Annotated in this window: 12 protein-coding genes and 1 pseudogene; 5 read left to right on the top strand and 8 right to left on the bottom strand. The window is 70.2% G+C overall.

The genetic code is table 11. The features are described from left to right. Positions 1–90: 90 nt before the first annotated feature. Positions 91–1,086: an NADP-dependent oxidoreductase gene (locus ACZ5CW_RS18835; RefSeq protein ID WP_468602961.1), complete on the top strand. Its 996-nt coding sequence runs from the start codon at positions 91–93 to the stop codon at positions 1,084–1,086. Between the two features lie 579 nt (positions 1,087–1,665). On the opposite strand, the gene ACZ5CW_RS18830 is transcribed toward ACZ5CW_RS18835, so the two are convergent. Both ACZ5CW_RS18830 and ACZ5CW_RS18825 read right to left on the bottom strand, forming a co-directional pair. Then, positions 1,666–5,493: an NACHT and WD repeat domain-containing protein gene (locus ACZ5CW_RS18830; RefSeq protein WP_468602624.1), complete on the bottom strand. Its 3,828-nt coding sequence runs from the start codon at positions 5,491–5,493 to the stop codon at positions 1,666–1,668. After that, positions 5,490–5,858: a hypothetical protein gene (locus ACZ5CW_RS18825; RefSeq protein WP_468602622.1), complete on the bottom strand. Its 369-nt coding sequence runs from the start codon at positions 5,856–5,858 to the stop codon at positions 5,490–5,492. Before ACZ5CW_RS18825 ends, ACZ5CW_RS18830 begins: the two co-directional genes overlap by 4 nt. A gap of 385 nt (positions 5,859–6,243) precedes the next feature. Between ACZ5CW_RS18825 and ACZ5CW_RS18820 the strand changes: the two genes are divergently transcribed. Then, positions 6,244–6,552: a hypothetical protein gene (locus ACZ5CW_RS18820; protein WP_468602620.1), complete on the top strand. Its 309-nt coding sequence runs from the start codon at positions 6,244–6,246 to the stop codon at positions 6,550–6,552. Between the two features lie 391 nt (positions 6,553–6,943). Here ACZ5CW_RS18820 and ACZ5CW_RS18815 read toward each other — a convergent pair. From ACZ5CW_RS18815 to ACZ5CW_RS18805, 3 genes and pseudogenes are all read right to left on the bottom strand, one after another. Further along, positions 6,944–7,558, bottom strand: a pseudogene (locus ACZ5CW_RS18815) (dienelactone hydrolase family protein); the annotation flags it as partial. 185 nt (positions 7,559–7,743) lie between these two features. Further along, entirely contained in the window at positions 7,744–8,766 is a 1,023-nt protein-coding gene (locus ACZ5CW_RS18810; RefSeq protein ID WP_468602618.1) for an agmatine deiminase family protein, read from the bottom strand. A 333-nt stretch (positions 8,767–9,099) separates the two neighbouring features. Then, positions 9,100–9,981: an alpha/beta fold hydrolase gene (locus tag ACZ5CW_RS18805; RefSeq protein ID WP_468602616.1), complete on the bottom strand. Its 882-nt coding sequence runs from the start codon at positions 9,979–9,981 to the stop codon at positions 9,100–9,102. A 150-nt stretch (positions 9,982–10,131) separates the two neighbouring features. Here ACZ5CW_RS18805 and ACZ5CW_RS18800 point away from each other — a divergent pair, with 150 nt between their 5' ends. Both ACZ5CW_RS18800 and ACZ5CW_RS18795 read left to right on the top strand, forming a co-directional pair. Then, positions 10,132–12,192, top strand: a complete 2,061-nt coding sequence (locus ACZ5CW_RS18800) for an AfsR/SARP family transcriptional regulator (protein WP_468602614.1) — start codon at positions 10,132–10,134, stop codon at positions 12,190–12,192. A gap of 343 nt (positions 12,193–12,535) precedes the next feature. Further along, positions 12,536–13,267 carry a dienelactone hydrolase family protein gene (locus ACZ5CW_RS18795; RefSeq protein ID WP_468602612.1) on the top strand — a complete coding sequence of 244 codons (732 nt, stop codon included), beginning with the start codon at positions 12,536–12,538 and terminating at the stop codon, positions 13,265–13,267. 605 nt (positions 13,268–13,872) lie between these two features. Here ACZ5CW_RS18795 and ACZ5CW_RS18790 read toward each other — a convergent pair. The 3 genes from ACZ5CW_RS18790 to ACZ5CW_RS18780 all read right to left on the bottom strand — a co-directional run bounded on the left by ACZ5CW_RS18790 (position 13,873) and on the right by ACZ5CW_RS18780 (position 16,259). Further along, on the bottom strand, positions 13,873–14,325 hold the full coding sequence (locus tag ACZ5CW_RS18790; protein ID WP_468602610.1) for a hypothetical protein: 453 nt from the start codon (positions 14,323–14,325) through the stop codon (positions 13,873–13,875). A gap of 304 nt (positions 14,326–14,629) precedes the next feature. After that, positions 14,630–15,709, bottom strand: coding sequence for a CU044_5270 family protein (locus tag ACZ5CW_RS18785; protein WP_468602608.1), 1,080 nt, complete (start codon positions 15,707–15,709; stop codon positions 14,630–14,632). Then, positions 15,702–16,259, bottom strand: coding sequence for an RNA polymerase sigma factor (locus ACZ5CW_RS18780; protein ID WP_468602606.1), 558 nt, complete (start codon positions 16,257–16,259; stop codon positions 15,702–15,704). The genes ACZ5CW_RS18785 and ACZ5CW_RS18780 overlap by 8 nt, the downstream gene beginning before the upstream one ends. 364 nt (positions 16,260–16,623) lie before the next feature. On the opposite strand from ACZ5CW_RS18780, the gene ACZ5CW_RS18775 reads away from it, so the two are divergent. Beyond that, entirely contained in the window at positions 16,624–17,130 is a 507-nt protein-coding gene (locus tag ACZ5CW_RS18775) for a mycothiol transferase (RefSeq protein ID WP_468602604.1), read from the top strand. Positions 17,131–17,312 lie beyond the last annotated feature (182 nt).

Below are 17,312 nucleotides of genomic sequence, written 5' to 3'. Positions count from 1 at the left end.
ACCCCTCTCTCAGGCGCCTTACGCCGAATGGTGGGTGGTCGACAGGGGCGTTCAGGCGGCGCCCGCAACTGCGAGCAGGAGGTCACGGTTCTGAGGGCGATCCGGCTGCATGAGCACGGCGGCCCTGAGGTTCTGCGATACGACGAGGTGCCGATTCCCGAGCCGGGGCCGGGTGAGGTGCTCGTTCGCGTTCACGCGGTCGGCATCAATCCTCCGGACAGATACCTGCGCGACGGGCTGAGCAACATACCTCCGGAGACGAGGCCGAATTTCGACCTGCCCGTGATTCCGGGGACGGACGTGTCGGGTGTCGTCGAGGGCGTCGCCGCGGACGTGGAGGGCTTCTCCGTCGGTGATGAAGTCTTCGGTCTCCTTCGCTTTCCCAGCTTCGACGGCCGGGCGTATGCCGAGTACGTGGCCGCGCCCGCGTCGGACCTCGCACGCAAGCCGGCCGGCATCGATCACGTGCACGCCGCCGGGGCGCCTATGTCCCTGCTGACGGCGTGGCAGTTCCTGATCGAACTCGGGCACGATCACCCGTCGCCCTTCCAGGCGGCGCGGCACCGCCCGGTGGCCCTCGGCGCCGACACGACGGTGCTCGTCAACGGCGCTGCGGGCGGCGTGGGCCACTTCGCCCTGCAGCTGGCGAAGTGGAAGGGCGCACATGTCATCGCGGTGGCATCGGGCGCGCATGAGTCGTTCCTGCGCGAGCTGGGCGCCGACGAGTTCATCGACTACACCAAGAGTCGTCCTGAGGAACTCGTGCATGACGTCGACCTTGTTCTCGACACCGTCGGTGGCCGCGACAGCAGCCGCTTCCTGCGCACCCTCAAACGCGGTGGCGCCCTGTTCCCCGTGTTCTTCGGCGAATACGACGAGGAAGAGATCGCGAAGCTGGGCGTCACGGTCTCGGGCACCCAGGTCCGCTCGCACGGCGCGCAGCTTGCTGAAGTGGGACGCTTGCTCGACGCGGGCACGGTTCGCGTCGCGATAGACAGCACGTTTCCGCTCCCGGATGCCCGGGCGGCGCACGAACGCGCCTCGCGAGGGCATATCCAGGGCAAGATCGTGCTCACGCTTCTTTAGTGGCGTCCGGCGGTCGTCCTCGGGGCGCTGGTGGCCGCCCGGACGCCGATGCGGAGACCTCGGGGCACCTCTGGCGACCAGGTGGCCGCGCTGTTCGCAGCGGTGAACCGAGACGGTCGCCTTGCCGATGCCTGACGGCACCGCGTACACCACCGGCCCGCCACATCACCGTCCGCCGGCTCAGCGGTCCGGCGTCCTGACGGCAAAGCGGCCGGCCGCGCGACAGTGTGCCCCTCACGTCACGCGCTCCACCCTCCCCTCGCACGCCGGGTGGCCGCTGAGCCGACCGTGCCCCGTCTTTCACCCGACGACCGAGCGCGAGCGAGGCCTGACATGACGACAACCGCGGCTTTCGGCCGGGGAGGCAGCCACCTCAGGGCAACGCCTGGCGGAGAGGTGAATCTCGACCCGCAGAGCAGCTCGCCGTCCAGCAGACGCTGGCACGCTACGCCTTCGCCCGAAAGATTTCGCCCCCTCCTCCCCCTGCCGCGGATACATCACAGGATCTGCGACCGCAAGAGCAACGGCCTCCGTGGCAGGCCTCTGCCGGCGCTCGACAGAAAATGAGGCGCCGTCAGATCATGTGCAGGGCGAGCGATAGGCGAGCTGGGGTACGTGCCGGCTCCATTGCTGACGCGTGAGCGGATCCGTGTACGCGCAGATGTGTGTGACGGCCTGGTCTTCGTCCATACGCCACAGCCGGACGGTCGAGTCCTCGCTCCCGGTGACGAGCGTCCGACCGTCCGGGCTGAACGCCACGGACCAGACGTAGTCGGTGTGGCCGGTGAGGGGTTGCCCCAGCGGGTGGGGTCCGGCCGGGTCCGCGACGTCCCAGAGCCCTACGGTGCTGTCCAGACCCGCGGTGGCGAGGGTGTGGCCGTCCGGGCGGAACGCCAGAGACCAGACATTGCTGGTCAGAGGTCGCCCGCGGGAGCGCAGGCGCGCCGGGTCGGTGACGTCCCACAGTCGTACGGTGCTGTCCAGACCGGCGGTGGCGAGGGTGTGCCCGTCCGGACTGAACGCCACGAAGACGACGGCCTCGGCGTGGGCGGTGAGTGGCTTGCCCAGCGAGGTGGGACGGGTCGGCTCCGTGACGTCCCACAGTCGCACCGTCAGGCCGCCGCCGGCGGCGAGGGTGTGGCCGTCGGGGCTGAAGGCCAGAGAAGCGACGATGTCGTTCTGACCGGTGAGGGGATGCCCCAGGGGTGCAGGGTCGGACGGGTCGGTGACGTCCCACAACCGCACCGTCCGGTCGGTGCTCCCGCTGGCGAGTGTGTGCCCGTCCGGGCCGAAAACGAGGGAAGTGATCACGTCGGTGTGGGCGGTGAGCGGCCGGCCGAGCGGGCGCACGCGTGCGGGATCGGTGACGTCCCACAGCCGAACCGTCCGGTCCGCGCCACCGCTGGCCAGGGTCTGTCCGTCCCGGCTGAACGCCACGGACAGGACCTGACCGGTGTGGCCGGTAAGGGGTTTGGCCAGCGGGACAGGGTGCGCCGGGTCGGTGACGTTCCACAACCGCACCGTTCGGTCGGAGCCGGCGCTGGCGAGGGTGCGCCCGTCCGGGCTGAACGCCACCGAGTGGACGCCGCCGGTGTGGTCCACGGCGATCGTGGCGGGGAGGTGCCACAGGCGAACCGTCTCGTCGACGCCGCCGCTGGCGAGGGTGTGTCCGTCCGGGCTGAACGCCACGGACTGGACGATGCCGGTGTGGCCGGTGAGGGGTTTGCCCAGCGGGCGTACGTGTGCCGGGTCGGTGACGTTCCACAGTCGTACCGTCTGGTCCAGGCTGCCGCTGGCGAGGGTGTGTCCGTCCGGGCCGAACGCCACGGACTGGACGATGCCGGTGTGGCCGGTGAGGGAACCCAGCGACCGCACGTGCGCCGGGTCGGAGACGTTCCACAGGCGTGCCGTCTTGTCCGCGCCGCCGCTGGCGAGGGTGTGTCCGTCCGGGCTGAAGACCACGGACCAGAGCGGGCCGGTGTGGCCGGTGAGGGGTTTGCCCAGCGACCGCACGTGTGCCGGGTCGGAGACGTTCCACAGGCGTGCCGTCTTGTCCGCGCCGCCGCTGGCGAAGGTGTGCCCGTCAGGGCTGAACGCCACGGACCGGACGCTGTCGGTGTGACCGGTCAGGGGCCGCCCCAGTGGGGTGGCGTCGGCTGGATCCGAGACGTCCCACAGTCGCACTGTCCTGTCCAGGCTGCCACTGGCCAAGGTGTGCCCGTCCGGACTGAACGCCACGGCTTTGACGGTGCTGTTGTGGCCGGTCAGCGGGCGGCCCAGTGCGCTGGGCCGCGCAGGGTCGGTGACGTCCCACAGCCGTACCGTCCGGTCGAAGCCACCGCTGGCCAGGATGTGGCCGTCCGGGCTGTAGGCGAGGCAATGGACGCCTCCCTGGTGGCCGGTGAGGGGCTGGCCCAGCGGAGTGGGTCCGGCCGGGCCCGCGACGTTCCACAGGCGTACGGTGCCGTCCAAGGCCGCGGAGGCGAGGATGCGGCCGTCCGGGCTGAACGCCGTGGACATGATGGGACGCGTGTGACCGGTCAGTGCGGTGGACAGGGGGCTGTTCGCGTCGGTGATCAGATGGGTGTAGAGGTCCTGGGTCCGTCTCATGCGGTAGGCAGCCATGTCGAGTTGGGCGGCCATCGGCAACTGATTGCTGCGCAGGCTGTCCGCCTCGGCGGTGAGCTGATGGAAGACGGCCGCGTTGCGCTGACCTTCCGCGACGGAGCGTTCCCTGAAGGCGAGTACTGCGGCACTTGAGGCGAGCACCACGAGCACGGTGAGGACGCTGATGACGACGCGACGCAGTTTCACCCCGCGCTGCTGCGCGTGGAGCGAGGCCGCGAGGAATGCCGATGCGACCGCGCTCGGGCCGTTGCCGCCCGCGTCGCCGGCCCAGGCGCGGGCAGCTTCCAGCCGGCCTCCGCCGTAGAGCAGAGTGGGGTCGGCGCGGCCGACCGCGTCCCAGTGAGAGGCTGCCTCTTCGAGGTCTTGGCGGATGAGGTTGCCGGCCCGGTCGTCCTCGATCCACCGGCGCAGCCGTGGCCACGCGCGGAGCAGGGCTTCATGGGTGATCTCGACGCTGTCGGCTGCCCGTGTCAGCAGACGGGCCGCAGTGAACTGCTCGACAAGCGCCTCGACCGTGGCACGCTCCGAGTTCTGCGCGCCCTGGTCGATCAGCTCGGCGTACGGCCTGGGGCGACGGATGTCCTCGGTGCCGTCACCGATCTTGACCAGGCGTAACAGGAGGTTGCGGGCCGTCTGTCGGCCGGTTGCGTCCAGCCGGCCGTAGAGGTCGTCCGCGGTCTTCGCCACGGCGCCCGCTATGCGCCCGGTTTCGTGATACCCCTGCAGGGTGAGGGTGTGGCCGTGCCGCCGCAGCCATGTCGTGCGCAGCGCGTGGGCGAGCAGAGGCAGCCGCTCGGCCGCAAAATGGCCGACGTCGGCATCCGGGGCATGCTGTCGCCCCGTCGGCGGGTGTGACACGCCGAGATCGCCGAGCAACCCTTCGACCAGGTCGGGCTCGACGTCCAGTCCCGCTTCCCGGGCCGGGAGCAGAATCGCCTCCCGGACGTCGGCTTCCGACATGGGGCCGACGAGGATCTGACGGTTCTGGAGTGCGCTCTGCAGCACCGGGTAGTCGGCGCACGGAGTGTAGAAGTCCGACCGCAGCCCGTAGACCACCAGTCCTACGGGACTGTCACCGTCGGCTCCCGCCTTGGCGACGGCATCCAGCAGTTCGAGGAACCGGACCCTGGCTTCCTCACTCGTGCAGAGGGTGAACAGCTCTTCGAGTTGGTCGACGACGAAGACCCACCGGCCTTCCATGGGCTCGGTGCCCTGCCGCTGCCGCACGAAGGCGCGCAGCATCCGAACGAAGGAGGCCGGCCCAGCGGCCAGGATCTCCGCCGTCTCCCCCGGGGAGTCGCCGGTGACCACCGCGAGGCTCCTGGCCAGCGCCGTCAACGGGTCGGCCCTCGGAGTGAGTACGACGCACGGCCACCGTGCCGACCCGGGCAGCGCCCCCGCGGCAAGGGCGGACACCATGCCGGCCTTGAGAAGCGAGGACTTGCCCGCACCCGAAGGAGCGACCACCGTCAGCGCCCCACCGGCGCGCAGGCGTTGGTCCAGCCGCACCAGCAGCTCGGCGATCAGCTCGTCACGCCCGAAGAACCAGGCGGCCTCCTCTGCCTCGAATGCGGCGAGCCCTGGAAAGGGGCAGATGCCGGACTCCGCGCTCGACTGCGCGCGCCGCCGCTCGCGCACGCCGGTCACGTAGTGCAGATGCAGATCTCGCTCCGCGATGTACTGGTCGCGGCCCGCCTGATAGATCCTCGCCTGAGCCGACGCCTTCGCACGGAAAGTGTTGCTCGGCTCCCCCGAAGCTTCCTGAGGCGAGGAACTCACAGCTCGGTGATGTGCTGGTCGCGCCCTGCCTGGTACACGCGACCACTCCCGGTGGCCTTCGCCTTCAACACCTGCGAGCCTGACCGGCCCTGGTCCGGGACCGGTCGCTCCGGGGCGACTTCGTCAAGCAGGAGACGTAGTTCGTCCGCCATGTGTGGATCCTCCCGCAGGAGTGTCGTCAAACGCCGCTGCCAGTCGGACACCAGCGTCGACTCGCCGGCCGTGTCTCGCTCCTCCCGCGCGGCCAGCACCCGACGTCGGGTCTCGGTGAGAACCGCGTCGACTTCCGCGGCCTCGTCCGGACGTACCCGACGCCACCACGAGACGACAGCTTGCTGTGTCTGCTGCCAGGTCTGCGTGGCCATCGCACTCACCACAGCGGTCCCAGCGGCCATCACGAACGGGTCCACACGAATCCCTCATTTGATCGATGGGGTAACTACGGTAAGGCCAAGGGGCGTTGCCGGGACGCCTTTTGCAGGGGTGATCCCTTGCGGAGCGGTTGGGCGAGGGGTGTCGGTGAGGGACGTCCAAGCCGTCACGCTGCTGGGGCGCGCTCGTACGGAGTAACGCCCGGTATGGGTTCCCTGTCACCGGGGAAGCCTGCGGGGATGCTTTCCGCGACGGCTGGGTCTTGCTCGGCGGATCATGTGATGGCCCGCGGGGAGGTGAGCGTTGGATTTGACCTCAAGTCCGGTTGAGTTTCTAGGTTCGGGTGCGCCGATGTAGGCGTACCGGTGAGGAATGGTCATGAGGACGCTGGTGCTGGGAAGGACGCCCTCCAGGGTGACGGAGGTGCTGGCCACGCTGCGCGCGGACGGCTTTGAAGCGGAGGGAGTGAGTACCGACGAGGAGGCCAGGAAACTGCTGGAGACCGAGGAGTTCGGGGTGCTGATCGTTGGCGGGGGTGTGGATCCGGATTCCCGCGCAGCGATCAAGGAATTCGCGGCAGAGCACCGGGTGCGGCGGGTGATCGACGGCGCGCTGACGGCGCCGTTCGACGTCTACGTGCGGCGGGAGTTCGAGCCGCTGATCCGGGAGACCGCCTCCAAGGAGTGACGGCTGTGGAGGGCCCGGTCGTAGATCCCGGCGCCCCCTCACTCGCACGGCACCAGCGCAGCCACGACCCGACGACGCACCACCGCCGCGTGCGCCGGCGAAGCGCACGGGGGCGGCCCCACTTCTGCCGGAGAGGGCCGTGCACCACTGGCACTGGCCGTACTTGGTTTCTTGCGCTGGCACGTCGCGCAGGGACCCATCCGGTCACCGGGGCAGGTGAGCGCGGACGGACCTGGATCGAGGCACTCGCGGCCCTGCGGCGCGACGTGACCAACCCCCGGGGTGTTCCAGACGCACGCGGCCGGTGCGGTGATGTCCCACCGGAGCCGGAGCCGGAGCCGGAGCCGGAGCGGGAGCCGGAGCCGGAGCGGGAGCCGGTGGCGGTCGACCGGGGGTGGTGGAAGGCGTGCAAGGCGCCGCCGTAGACCGTGAGGCGCCAGTCGACGCCTGCGGCCTGCATCTCGGCGGTGAACGCGTCCCGTTGCGCGGGCGGCATGATCGGGTCTTTTGACCCGACCCCGGCCCACACCGGGCAGCGAATGCGCGCCGCCTCGCCCGGTCGGCCCGTGGTCAGCGCGTTGACCGTGCCGATCGCGCGCAGGCTGACGCCGTCGCGCCCGAGTTCCAACGCGATCGCGCCCCCGGTGCCATAGCCGACGGCGGCGATCCGGTCGGGGTCCGTCCGTGGTTCGGCGCGCAACACGTCGAGCGCCGCGTGGCCGATGCCCCGCATCCGGTCGGGGTCGGCGAGCAGGGGGGTCACGTGCGCCGGCATCTCCTCGGGACCGGTGAACCAGCGGCCGCCGTTGATGTCGAAGGCCAGCGCCACGTACCCCAGCTAAGCCAGGGTGTCGGCACGGCGGCGCTGGAAGTCGTTCAGCCCCGGCCCCTCGGGACCGACCAGGACCGCGGGCCGGCGGTCGACACCGGCCGGGAGCGCGAGGTGCCCGATCATCGTCAGGCCGTCGGCCGGGTACTCGACCGTGCGCGTCGTAACCGTCGTCATGCGAATAACCTGTAGTGATCGTCGAGTCCGGTCGGATCGGTGTTTCACCGCCGGCAGAACAGCGCGGGTGTGCTGGAGGTGGCCTGCCGGGTCTTCCGCCGGGGGTGTACTTCGCGCTGGACGAGCAGCCGTCGTGAGACCCGGGAGGCCGACGACGGCACGACGCTCGGGCCCGAGCCGGTTGCTCAGGGCTGGGGGTGCCCCGCGCGGCCTTGTCGGGGTGAGGGCTGCTGCTGGGTGGCGCAATGGATGCCTCCGCCGCCCTCGGCGAGTGTGTCGATCGCCAGTTGGACGACGGCGCGTCCTGGGTGGAGGTCCTTGAGGAGCGATGCGGCGCGTTGGTCTGTGGTCCGGTCGCCGAAGCGGGGGAGGATCACAGCGCCGTTGGTCAGGTAGTAATTGGCGTAGGAGGCGAGGAAGTAGCGGCCCCGTTCGCCGATTCTGCCGGGTTCGGGCTCGGGCAGGTCGAGAACCCGCAGGCTGCGGCCGCGGGCGTCCGTCGCGGTCTCCAGGACCTGGCGTGCCTGGTGGTAGGCCCGTGTCCGCAGGTCCGGCTTACCGCTGGTCGGTGGTCGGCTGATCACGACGGTGCCGGGTTGGACGAAGCGGGCCAGGGCGTCGACGTGGTAGTCGGTGATGTCCCTGCCGCGCAGCCCGGCCAGCCAGATCACCCTGGAGACGCCGAGGAGCCTCTTCAGAGCCGTCTCGATCTGCGCGCGGGATCTGCCGGGGTTGCGGTTGATGTTGATCAGGGAGCTTTCGGTCGCCAGCAGCGTTCCTTCTCCGTCGACCTCCAGCGCGCCGCCCTCCGTGGTGATCGGCGCGTCGATGCGGCGTAGCCCTCTTCCCGTGAGAAGCCGGCGGGCGACGAGGGTGTCCCGGTCGTGCGGCTGCTTGCCGCCCCACCCGTTGAAGTGAAAGTCGATGCCCGCCACCTGGCCGGAGCGGGTGACGAACGTCGGACCGGAATCGCGCATCCACAAGTCGTTCACCGGGATCTCTGCGACCTCCACCGAGGCTCCGCACGCCCGCCGGGCGCCCTCGGCGTCTTCCGGGGTGGCGAGCAGCACCACCGGTTCGTGTTCCGCGACAGCCCGCGCAATACCCGCCACATCTCTTCGGACGGCAGGCAAGGCGTCTTGCCAGTCCGAGTCCGAGGGCGGCCACGCCATGAACGTGCGCTCATGCCTCAGCCACTCAGCCGGCATGCACCAACCCGCCGACGGCCCGGCAGACACCTGCCCCGAACCCGTACGGCCGGCATATGCGGATGCACGAACCGCCCCCGGAAACCCCACAGCGCCAAGCGTCGTCGCAGACCCGAGCCCAACCAGCGCCCGCCGGGAGAAACCCATACCACTCCTGAGGCCTGAAAACGGAGGAAAGATCTTTGTCTAGCCTAGCCAGGAAATTTCCACCAAAACTCCGTGTGCCTCGAGTAGCGGATAAAACCTATTGAAGCGTTCACTTACTTACTACGCGAAACCTCCGGCGGACCTGGTCCCGGTCCGGTGCCCGCCACAGGCCGCGGGCGGAGGACTTCAGCGGTTGGCGAGGGCTCGGATCTCGTCGACGATCAGCTTGGGGTCCTCCTCGGCCATGAAGTGGCCGCAGGAGACCGTGCGGTGCCGCAGGTCCTCGGCCCAGGCGCTCCACAGCCCCTGGGCGTGATAGCCGAGCGCGGTGCCCCAGTCCTGCTGGAGCACGGTGACCGGCATGGCCAGCCGGTTCCCCGCGTCCCGGTCGGCGGTGTCATGGCCCACGTCCACGCCGGCCGAGGCGCGGTAGTCGGCGACGATGGACGGCACGGCCGCCGCCGACGCGGCGAGGTAGTGGTCGCGGACCTCAGCGGGGATCGCGTCCGGGACGTTGATCCAGGCGTCGAGGAAGTACGAGAAGAAGGCGTCGGCGGACGCCTGGATCATCCGCTCCGGCAGACCCGGGGCCTGGGCCATCAGGTAGAGGTGGAAGCCGACCGCGCCGGACACGCCGTGCAGGGCGTTCCACATGTCGAGGGTCGGCAGGATGTCCAGGAAGAGCGCGCGAGACACGGCGTCCGGGTGGTCCATCGCGGCGCGGAAGGCGACCAGGGCGCCGCGGTCGTGACCGGCCAGGGTGAAGCGGTCGTGCCCCAGCTCGGCGGCGAGGCGTACGACGTCCCGGGCCATGGTCCGCTTCGAATAGACCTCCGGACCGCTCTCGGCGGGCTTGTCGCTGGCACCGTAGCCGCGCAGGTCCGGGCAGATCACGGTGTGGTCGGCGGCGAGGTCGGCGGCGACGTGCCGCCACATCAGACGGGTCTGCGGAAAGCCGTGCAGCAGCACGACCGGCGTGCCGGTGCCGCCGACGGCGGCGTTCAGCGCGACGCCGTCGTCGACCGACACGCGGCGCTCGGTGAATCCGGGGATGCTCGGGTGTGTCACAGCGACTCCTGTGGCTCGTGGCAGAGTGGACGTTCCGGACCCCGGTGGTCCGGGTCGTCCGGGGGCGCCACCCAGGTTGGGAGCCCCGGATCAGTGATCGATGAGTGGACACGCGGCCCCCCACGGTGCCGCCCGCGAAGGGACCGTGCCGTGGGCGTGGAGTTCGGACTGCTGGGACCGGTCGCCGCCTGGGACCCCGACGGCACACCCCTCCCGCTCGGCGCGCCCCGCCACCGGGAGGTGCTCGGCCGGCTGCTCATCGCCCGCAACCGGGTCGTGCCGGTCGGCCGGCTCGTGGCCGACCTGTGGGAGGACGAACCCCCGGCCGGCGCCCTCGGCGCGGTCCGCACCTTCGTCGCGGCGCTGCGCCGCGCCCTGGAACCCGGACGCCGTCCCCGGCAGCCGTCCCGTCTGCTGGTCACCGACGGTCCCGGCTACGTCCTGCGCGCCGGACGCGACGCGGTGGACGCCTGGCGGTTCGAGGACACGGCCGCGCGGGCCGCCGAGGCACCGCCGCACGCTGCGGTCGCCCTGTGGGACGAGGCGCTCGCCCGGTGGCGCGGACCGGTCCTGGCCGACTTCCCCACCGCCGGGTGGGCCGCCGCCGAACAGGCCCGGCTGGAGGCGCTGCGCCTCGACGCGGTGGAGCGGCGCGCCGACGCCCTGCTGGCCATCGGCGCCGCCCGGGACGCCGTCGTCGATCTACGAGCCCACGTCACCGCACACCCGGGGCGGGAGGACGGCTGGGCGCTGCTGGCGACCGCTCTGGACCGCTCCGGCCGGCGCGGCGAGGCCCTGGAGACCCTGCGGCACGCGCGCCAAGCCCTCACCCGCACCTACGGATCCGGCGCCGGAGCCGCCCTGGCACGCACCGAAGCCCGGCTTCTCAGCTCCACCACCGGCTCCGCGCCCGAGCCGGCCGGGGCGGCGGACAGCGTCTGGCACCGCACGGCCGCCGCGTGGGACCGCTCGGTGCCCGCCCGGTCCCGGGCCCGGTTGCACGCCACCGCCAGCCTGCTGCGGGACCTCGCGGTGACCGGCGCCGACGGCCTGGAAGAGGCACGCGAGCACCGCCGGGAACTGGTCGCGGCGGCCGAGACGACCGGGGACTTCGAGCTGGCCGCCAGGATCATCGGCTCCTACGACGTCCCGGCGGTGTGGACCCGCGCCGACGACTCCGACGACGCCGGCGAACTGGCCCGGGCCGCCGCCCGTACCGCTGCCCGGCTCGGCCCCGGCGGACCGCCCGCGCTGCGGGCCCGGCTGCTGTCGGTGGTCGCGGTCGAGTCACGCGGCGATGCCGCCGCCGACGCGCCGCTTCCCCGGGCGGCCGACGCCCCCGCCGCCGAACCGTGGCGGCTGCGCGCCGAGCGCGCCGCGGAGGAGGCCGTCCACCTCGCCCGGCGCCTCAAAGACCCCGCGCTGCTCGCGTTCGCCCTCAACGGCGCCTTCATGCAGTCCTTCGCCACCTGCGGGTCGGCCGCCCGCCGCGATGCCCTCGGCACCGAACTGACCCGTCTGTCCGTCGACCACCACATGCCCGGCCACGAGGTCCTGGGACGCCTTGTTCGCCTCCAGGCCCTCGCCGGACTCGGCGACCTCGCGGCGGCGGACGCGGAGGCCGAGGAAATCGACCGGCTGGCACACCGCAACGAACGACCGCTCGCCGGAGTCTTCACGTCGTGGTACCGGGCCCTGCGAACCTGCGAGACCGACGGTTGGACGGCTGCCCGTCCCCGGTACGCACAACTCCTCGCGGAGACCGCCGCGTGCGGTATGCCCGGGCTCACCCGGGGAGCGGCCGTCCTCGTCGCGCTGGTCCCGGTCATGCGGGGCGACGCCTTGCCGCACCCCGACGACTTCGCCCACCTCGACGCCGGCCCCTACCGGCCGTGGCTCGACCCCCTGCTGCTGGCCGCCTCCGGCTCCACCGAGCGGGCCCGGCACGCACTCACGACGGTTCCCCGGCCACCGCACGACCTCCTCCAGGAGGCACTGTGGTGCGTACTCGCCCGTGCGGCAGCGTCCGTACGGCACCTGCCGGTCCTGCGCCGCGCCCGCGACGAACTCGCCGCCGCCCAAGCCGAGTCCGCCGGAGCCGGCAGCGGCCTGGTCTCCTTCGGCCCGGTCACCCACCATCTGCGGGCCGCCGACGCGGCCCTCGGCGTGCACGACCCGTCCACCGCGAGGCCGGCTGACGGCGGAGCGTAGGAGCGGTCACGGCGCGCGGCGGGAAGGCGGGGTGGCGGGGCGGCGCGAGCAGGATTGAGAAGTTCCGGGCACCGGACGGGCTCGCGTGGCGGCCCCGCATCGGCGTCAACGCCACCGACCGGGATCAGGACGCCGAGGCCTCAGGGCTTGCCAGAGACCTGCCGGGCTGCGACGCACGGTTGTTCGGGTGACGTGGGTGATCTCTGCGTGGTAAGTTCCGGTCCGCTGTGCGTAGTTGCGAACTGAGGAGGTGAGACCGATCAACGCTATGGCAGGTCGGGGCTCCCTCTCTCGCATGGCCTGGGGAGCGCCCGCATAAGGCTTCCGAAAGGCTCGAATCGCTATGCGCTTCAGCTCTGAGACGTCGTCCAACGGCGTCTGCGAACAGCTCTTCACCCTCGGTGAGATACCTGGTGCGCTGTGGACGCCAGAAGGCGCCGACGGCACTCGGCCCCTCATCCTGATGGGACACGGCGGCGGCCGGCACAAGAAGGCCCCCGACATCTTGGAACATGCGCGCTCCTTCGTGGCCGAGTGTGGTTTCGCGGTGGTGGCAGTGGATGTGCCCGGCCACGGCGACCGGCCAACGGATGACGAGTACGACCGGATCGCGACCGAGAACCAGGCTCGCGTGGCGGCCGGCGAGGAACTGGCCCCGTTGATCGCCGACTTCCAGGCGCTCGTGGCGCGCCAGACGGTCCCGGAGTGGCAGGCGGTACTGGACGCGGCCCAGCAACTCGGACACGTCGGCGCCGGCCCGGTGGGCTACTGGGGAGTGTCCTTGGGGTGTGGCCTCGGCGTTCCGTTTGTTGCCGCCGAGCCCCGGGTTCGCGCCGCGGTGCTGGGCCTGGGCGGGGCACTGGCATCAGCCGAGTCCGCCGCGCGGATCACCGTTCCGGTTCAGTTCCTGCTGCAGTGGGACGACGAGCGGGTGCCGCGGGCCCAGGGTTTGGCGCTGTTCGATGCCTTGGCCTCGGCTGAGAAGACCCTGCATGCCAACCCGGGCAAGCATGGGGAGGTCCCGGCGTTCGAGCTGGACAGCACCCTGCGGTTCTTTGCCAGACACCTCGGCTGACACCACTGGCTGCCGTTCATGACGGCCGACCGGGACATGGATCCCGGTCGGACGTCCGGCAAGCACGGCCGGCGTGGCCTACGAAGGTCCAGGTCCCCGCAGGGGCCGTGTCCACGAGGGCGACGACTGCTGCGGAGGCAGTGGACCGGGTGACGACCCTGGCGGCGGGCTGGGTGCCTGCGCACTGTGCTGCCCGTGGGAGTGTCCAGTCGCCCGAGTTCGACGACGTCGAAGCAGCAGGGCAGACCGCCATCAGGGCCTCGAAGAGGCTTGACCGAGAAGGTCTTGAACCCGATGGCAGCCACATCCTCGATGACACCGTCAACGCGGTGGGCGGCGACACCGGGGCTGAGAATCGTGCAGTGTCCTACTGCGACAGCTCAGACTTCGAGACTTCGGTCGGCCCGGCCGGCTAGTGCTAGGAGCGCATATGCGCGCACCGACTGTCCATGATCCCGTGGACCGGTGCGCCGAGGGGCCGGGCGGCGCGGATCGGCGCCGTCGTCAGAGCGCGGGCTGCGCAGCGCCCCAGCCACGACGCCAAGCACTGTCCACAGCGGGTCAAGGTGCTGTATGGACATGCCCTCCCCGAAGCTGCCGACACACTAGGTCAGCGCCGACTTCAGCGCTGAGACCGCGGCTCCTGAACTGGCGGACGGGATCTTCCAATGACAGGCGGTACCGCTGCCGTCGACGTAGACGAGGGTGCCGCCCTTTTCGGCGTTGGTGATGTCGAAGGCAACGGTGTCTCTGTGGAAGGTGTTGGGCTGGACGGTGGGGCCGCCGTCGCTGAAGCCGATGGGAGCGATCCCCGCCGCACTCTTGCTGTTCCCCGCGCTGACCGTATGCCCGTTGGAGGCCTTCCAGCGGAAGCCCCCCTTCTCGGTGGTTGCTGTCACCGGGGTCTTGGACCGGTTCTCGGCGCTGAAGGAGACGACCGCGTAGAGATCGTGCTCCGGGGTGCCGGTGCCGGTCTTGCGGACGTAGACGACGGTGTCCGGGGTGATTCGCAGGGTGCCCTCGCCGCCGACGCCGACGGTATCGGCGCTCTGCCTCAACTCGAGTTCGGTGCGCGGACTCGGCTCGGGACTACTTCTGTCCTCGCCATCAGTACAGGCGGTGAGAAGACCAAGGAAGCAGACGGCTATGAGCGTGGTTGCTCTGATGGTGTGGCGCATCATTCCTCTGTTCGAGTGCAGGGGAAGCAGTGAGGGTTGTATCGACACCAGCTTGTCAGACTGATCGTTTGACGAGGGAACCAAGCACAAGGACCACTCGGTCGAGACGCCCCGACCATAAGCGGTCCGGACCCGGACCCGCTCCCACAGGCCGCGTCGGCAACCCGCATCCGCCGGAATCACTTCAGGGCCGGGGTCGCTGCTTGACCTTGTCGACGACGGCGTAGCTCTCGAGAGAGGAGATTTGCGTGTATGTCTTCTTCTCGCCGGCGCCGTCTGAGGTTCGGGAGTCTTTGAAGCCGAGGAATTCATAGGTGCCCTTGGCGAAAATAAGCACACTATCCGACGGCAGTTCACGGGTCGGGTCCTCATAGCTGATGGCGATACCCGCTCGGCCCTTGACGTCCGTCACCCCTGGAGTCGCGGTGGTGCCGGGAATCATACCGAGCGCCTCGAACGCGGCTGCTCGCAGACCGGGCGGCATCACCGGCGTCCGGTAGAGGAGGCCAGAAATCCCGGATTCGATCAGCGGCCAGTCCTGCTTGCTGATTTCAGTGACCGAATCCGGCTGCCTACCTCCGAACCACTTCTGCACGGAGAGAATCAGCTTGGTGGGATCGGTGGGCAGCTCCTTCAGCTCCTGCCACCTGGCGGGCGGCCAGATCGCCTCGTCGGGCTTCAGCGGCTCGGACCACCAGCCCCTGCCCACCTCCATCGTCCACCCGCGCTTGGAGCCGTCCACCGAGCGCCAGTTCTCATCGACGAAGGTTCGCGTCTTCCCGGTCTTGCGCTCCGTCTCCTTGACGATCTCCTTCGTGTAGATGAACTGATCGTCGCGGGGAGCGAGTTCCTTCTCGTTCTGCCGCTCATGGGCAGCGGCGGCGTTGAGGACCGTGGTGGCGCTGACCGGCCGCATGCGGGGGGAGTCCAGGCTCGGCGCTGTCGCGGGTCCCGTCTCGCGGGTGTGGTCGCCGATGGCCGTCATCGCACCACCAACCACGGCGGCTGCCACGGCAGTTGCCAGGACGACGCGGACAACCGGCCGGTGAGGGAAACCAGGCCGGATCGTCTCCGCAGACAGCGTGGCGTCGGGCCCCCGTGTCTTCATGCTGATGCCGCTCCTGGCAATTCGCCGACGGGCTGGGGGGTCAGCCGGCTCATGACCCATTTCCTCAAGCAACTGCTCCCGTCCCGTGACCAGTCGGCTCGAGTCGGGACGGGGAACCTCGGCGCGCATCTGTCGCAGCAGCGTCATGTCATCCATCTGCGAACTCCTCACGTACCGCGGTGGGGTCCACCCCACCAAGAGCTTTCTGGACCTTCTTACGCGCCCGGTGCAACCGCGAGCGCACCGTGCCGACGGGGATCTCCAGCGCCTGTGCCACCTCTTCGTAGGACAGGCACTCCCACGCGATCAGGAGCAGCACGTCCCTGTCGCCTTTGGAAAGGTGAGCAAGCGCGCCGGCCAGCTGGCGGGTGACCGCAGCGGCGGCGACCCGGCTGTCCGTACCGTCGTGGCAATCCGCCACCACCGGATCAACGGCGGTTCTGGTCAGCACGCGGTACTGCATCACTTCGAAGCGCCGGTGCTTGGCGATCAGATTGCTGGCGATCCCGTACAGCCACGGGCGAACCTCGCCCCTGGCCGGATCGAAGCGGTGCCGACGGCGGAACGCCACGAGGAAGGTCTCCGCCACGACATCGTCAGCCAGGCAAGCCCCCAGACGGCGCGCGACGTAGCGGTGGATGTCGGGCGCATGTCGGTCGTACAGCTCGGCGAAACCATGAGAGGCGGACTGGGGCCCCTGGAGCAAAGTGGCATCCTCAGCGGGATCTCGTCGACCCTCCGTTCGGGAGAGTGCTCTCACATGGGGCTCCTTCATGTCATCTCTCCAGGCAACTTAGGCGGCCCGGTCACTCCCACTCCGCACGAGAAGGCAATTGAGTTCACGCCGGAGACTCATGTGGGCGGTGCCGCTTGCCGCTGGAGGCGGCTCCTCAGCGGGAACGGGCGCAGGTCATGTGCCACTCTTCACCGCAGAGCAGGACAAGAAGACCCTCACTCCGGCGACGAAATCGTGACCGGGACGTGATCTTCACCATCACGCGGCAACTCCCCGCACGGCCGCAGAGGTTCGGGGATCCTGGGTGGCCGTGAGCGAAAACTTGAGCGATCACGTGAGCGAAGAGACGCCGGACGGTGAGGTCAGGGCGCTCCTCCGGGTCCTGAACGGACAGCGGCACCATGTTCTCGGCATCCTCGACGGGCTCGACGCGAAGGATCTGCGACGGCCCGTGCTGCCTTCCGGATGGCACTGCCTGGGACTGGTCGAGCACCTCGCGCTGGATGTGGAGCGGTTCTGGTTCCGCGCGGTCGTCGCCGGGGACGAGGAGGTCATCCGCAGCCTGACGAGCGGCGATGAAGCGTGGCAGGTGGCCCCGCAAGTGTCGGCCGTCGAGGTGCTCGACCGATGCCGGCAGGAGGCAGGACTCGCCGACGCCGTCATCACCACCCCCGCCGGCGCCGCCCTGGCCTGGTGGCCTCACGACCTGTTCGGCGAACCGCACCTGCATACCCTGCGTGACGTCCTGCTGCACGTCGTCACCGAGACCGCGTGCCACGCCGGCCACCTCGACGCAGCCCGAGAACTCATCGACGGCCGCCGCTGGCTGGTCCTCACCTGATGCCGCCGGCGCGGCCGGGTCACGCGGCGGAGAACCTCAGCGGCTGACAGGTAGGCACCGACAGCCTGGCCCAACCGGAGAACCCGCTGGATCCCGAGGACGAACCGGGTGACGACGAAGCCGGGATGATGCTGCCCGCCGGCCCGGTCTTGCGCGCCGACGGGGTTCCCGGCCCGAAGCCG

It is taken from the genome of Streptomyces sp. NPDC031379 (assembly GCF_055569615.1).
Note: the sequence above shows the minus strand (reverse complement) of the source record. Positions and strands in the feature narration are given on the sequence as shown.

What these genes read in the sequence shown, in the direction of transcription:
- ACZ5CW_RS18810 (WP_468602618.1), bottom strand. Translation starts at nt 8,766, where the DNA reads ATGCCGGCTGAGTGGCTGAGGCATGAGCGCACGTTCATGGCGTGGCCG.
- ACZ5CW_RS18820 (WP_468602620.1), top strand. Translation starts at nt 6,244, where the DNA reads ATGAGGACGCTGGTGCTGGGAAGGACGCCCTCCAGGGTGACGGAGGTG.
- ACZ5CW_RS18785 (WP_468602608.1), bottom strand. Translation starts at nt 15,709, where the DNA reads ATGGATGACATGACGCTGCTGCGACAGATGCGCGCCGAGGTTCCCCGT.
- ACZ5CW_RS18825 (WP_468602622.1), bottom strand. Translation starts at nt 5,858, where the DNA reads ATGGCCACGCAGACCTGGCAGCAGACACAGCAAGCTGTCGTCTCGTGG.
- ACZ5CW_RS18795 (WP_468602612.1), top strand. Translation starts at nt 12,536, where the DNA reads ATGCGCTTCAGCTCTGAGACGTCGTCCAACGGCGTCTGCGAACAGCTC.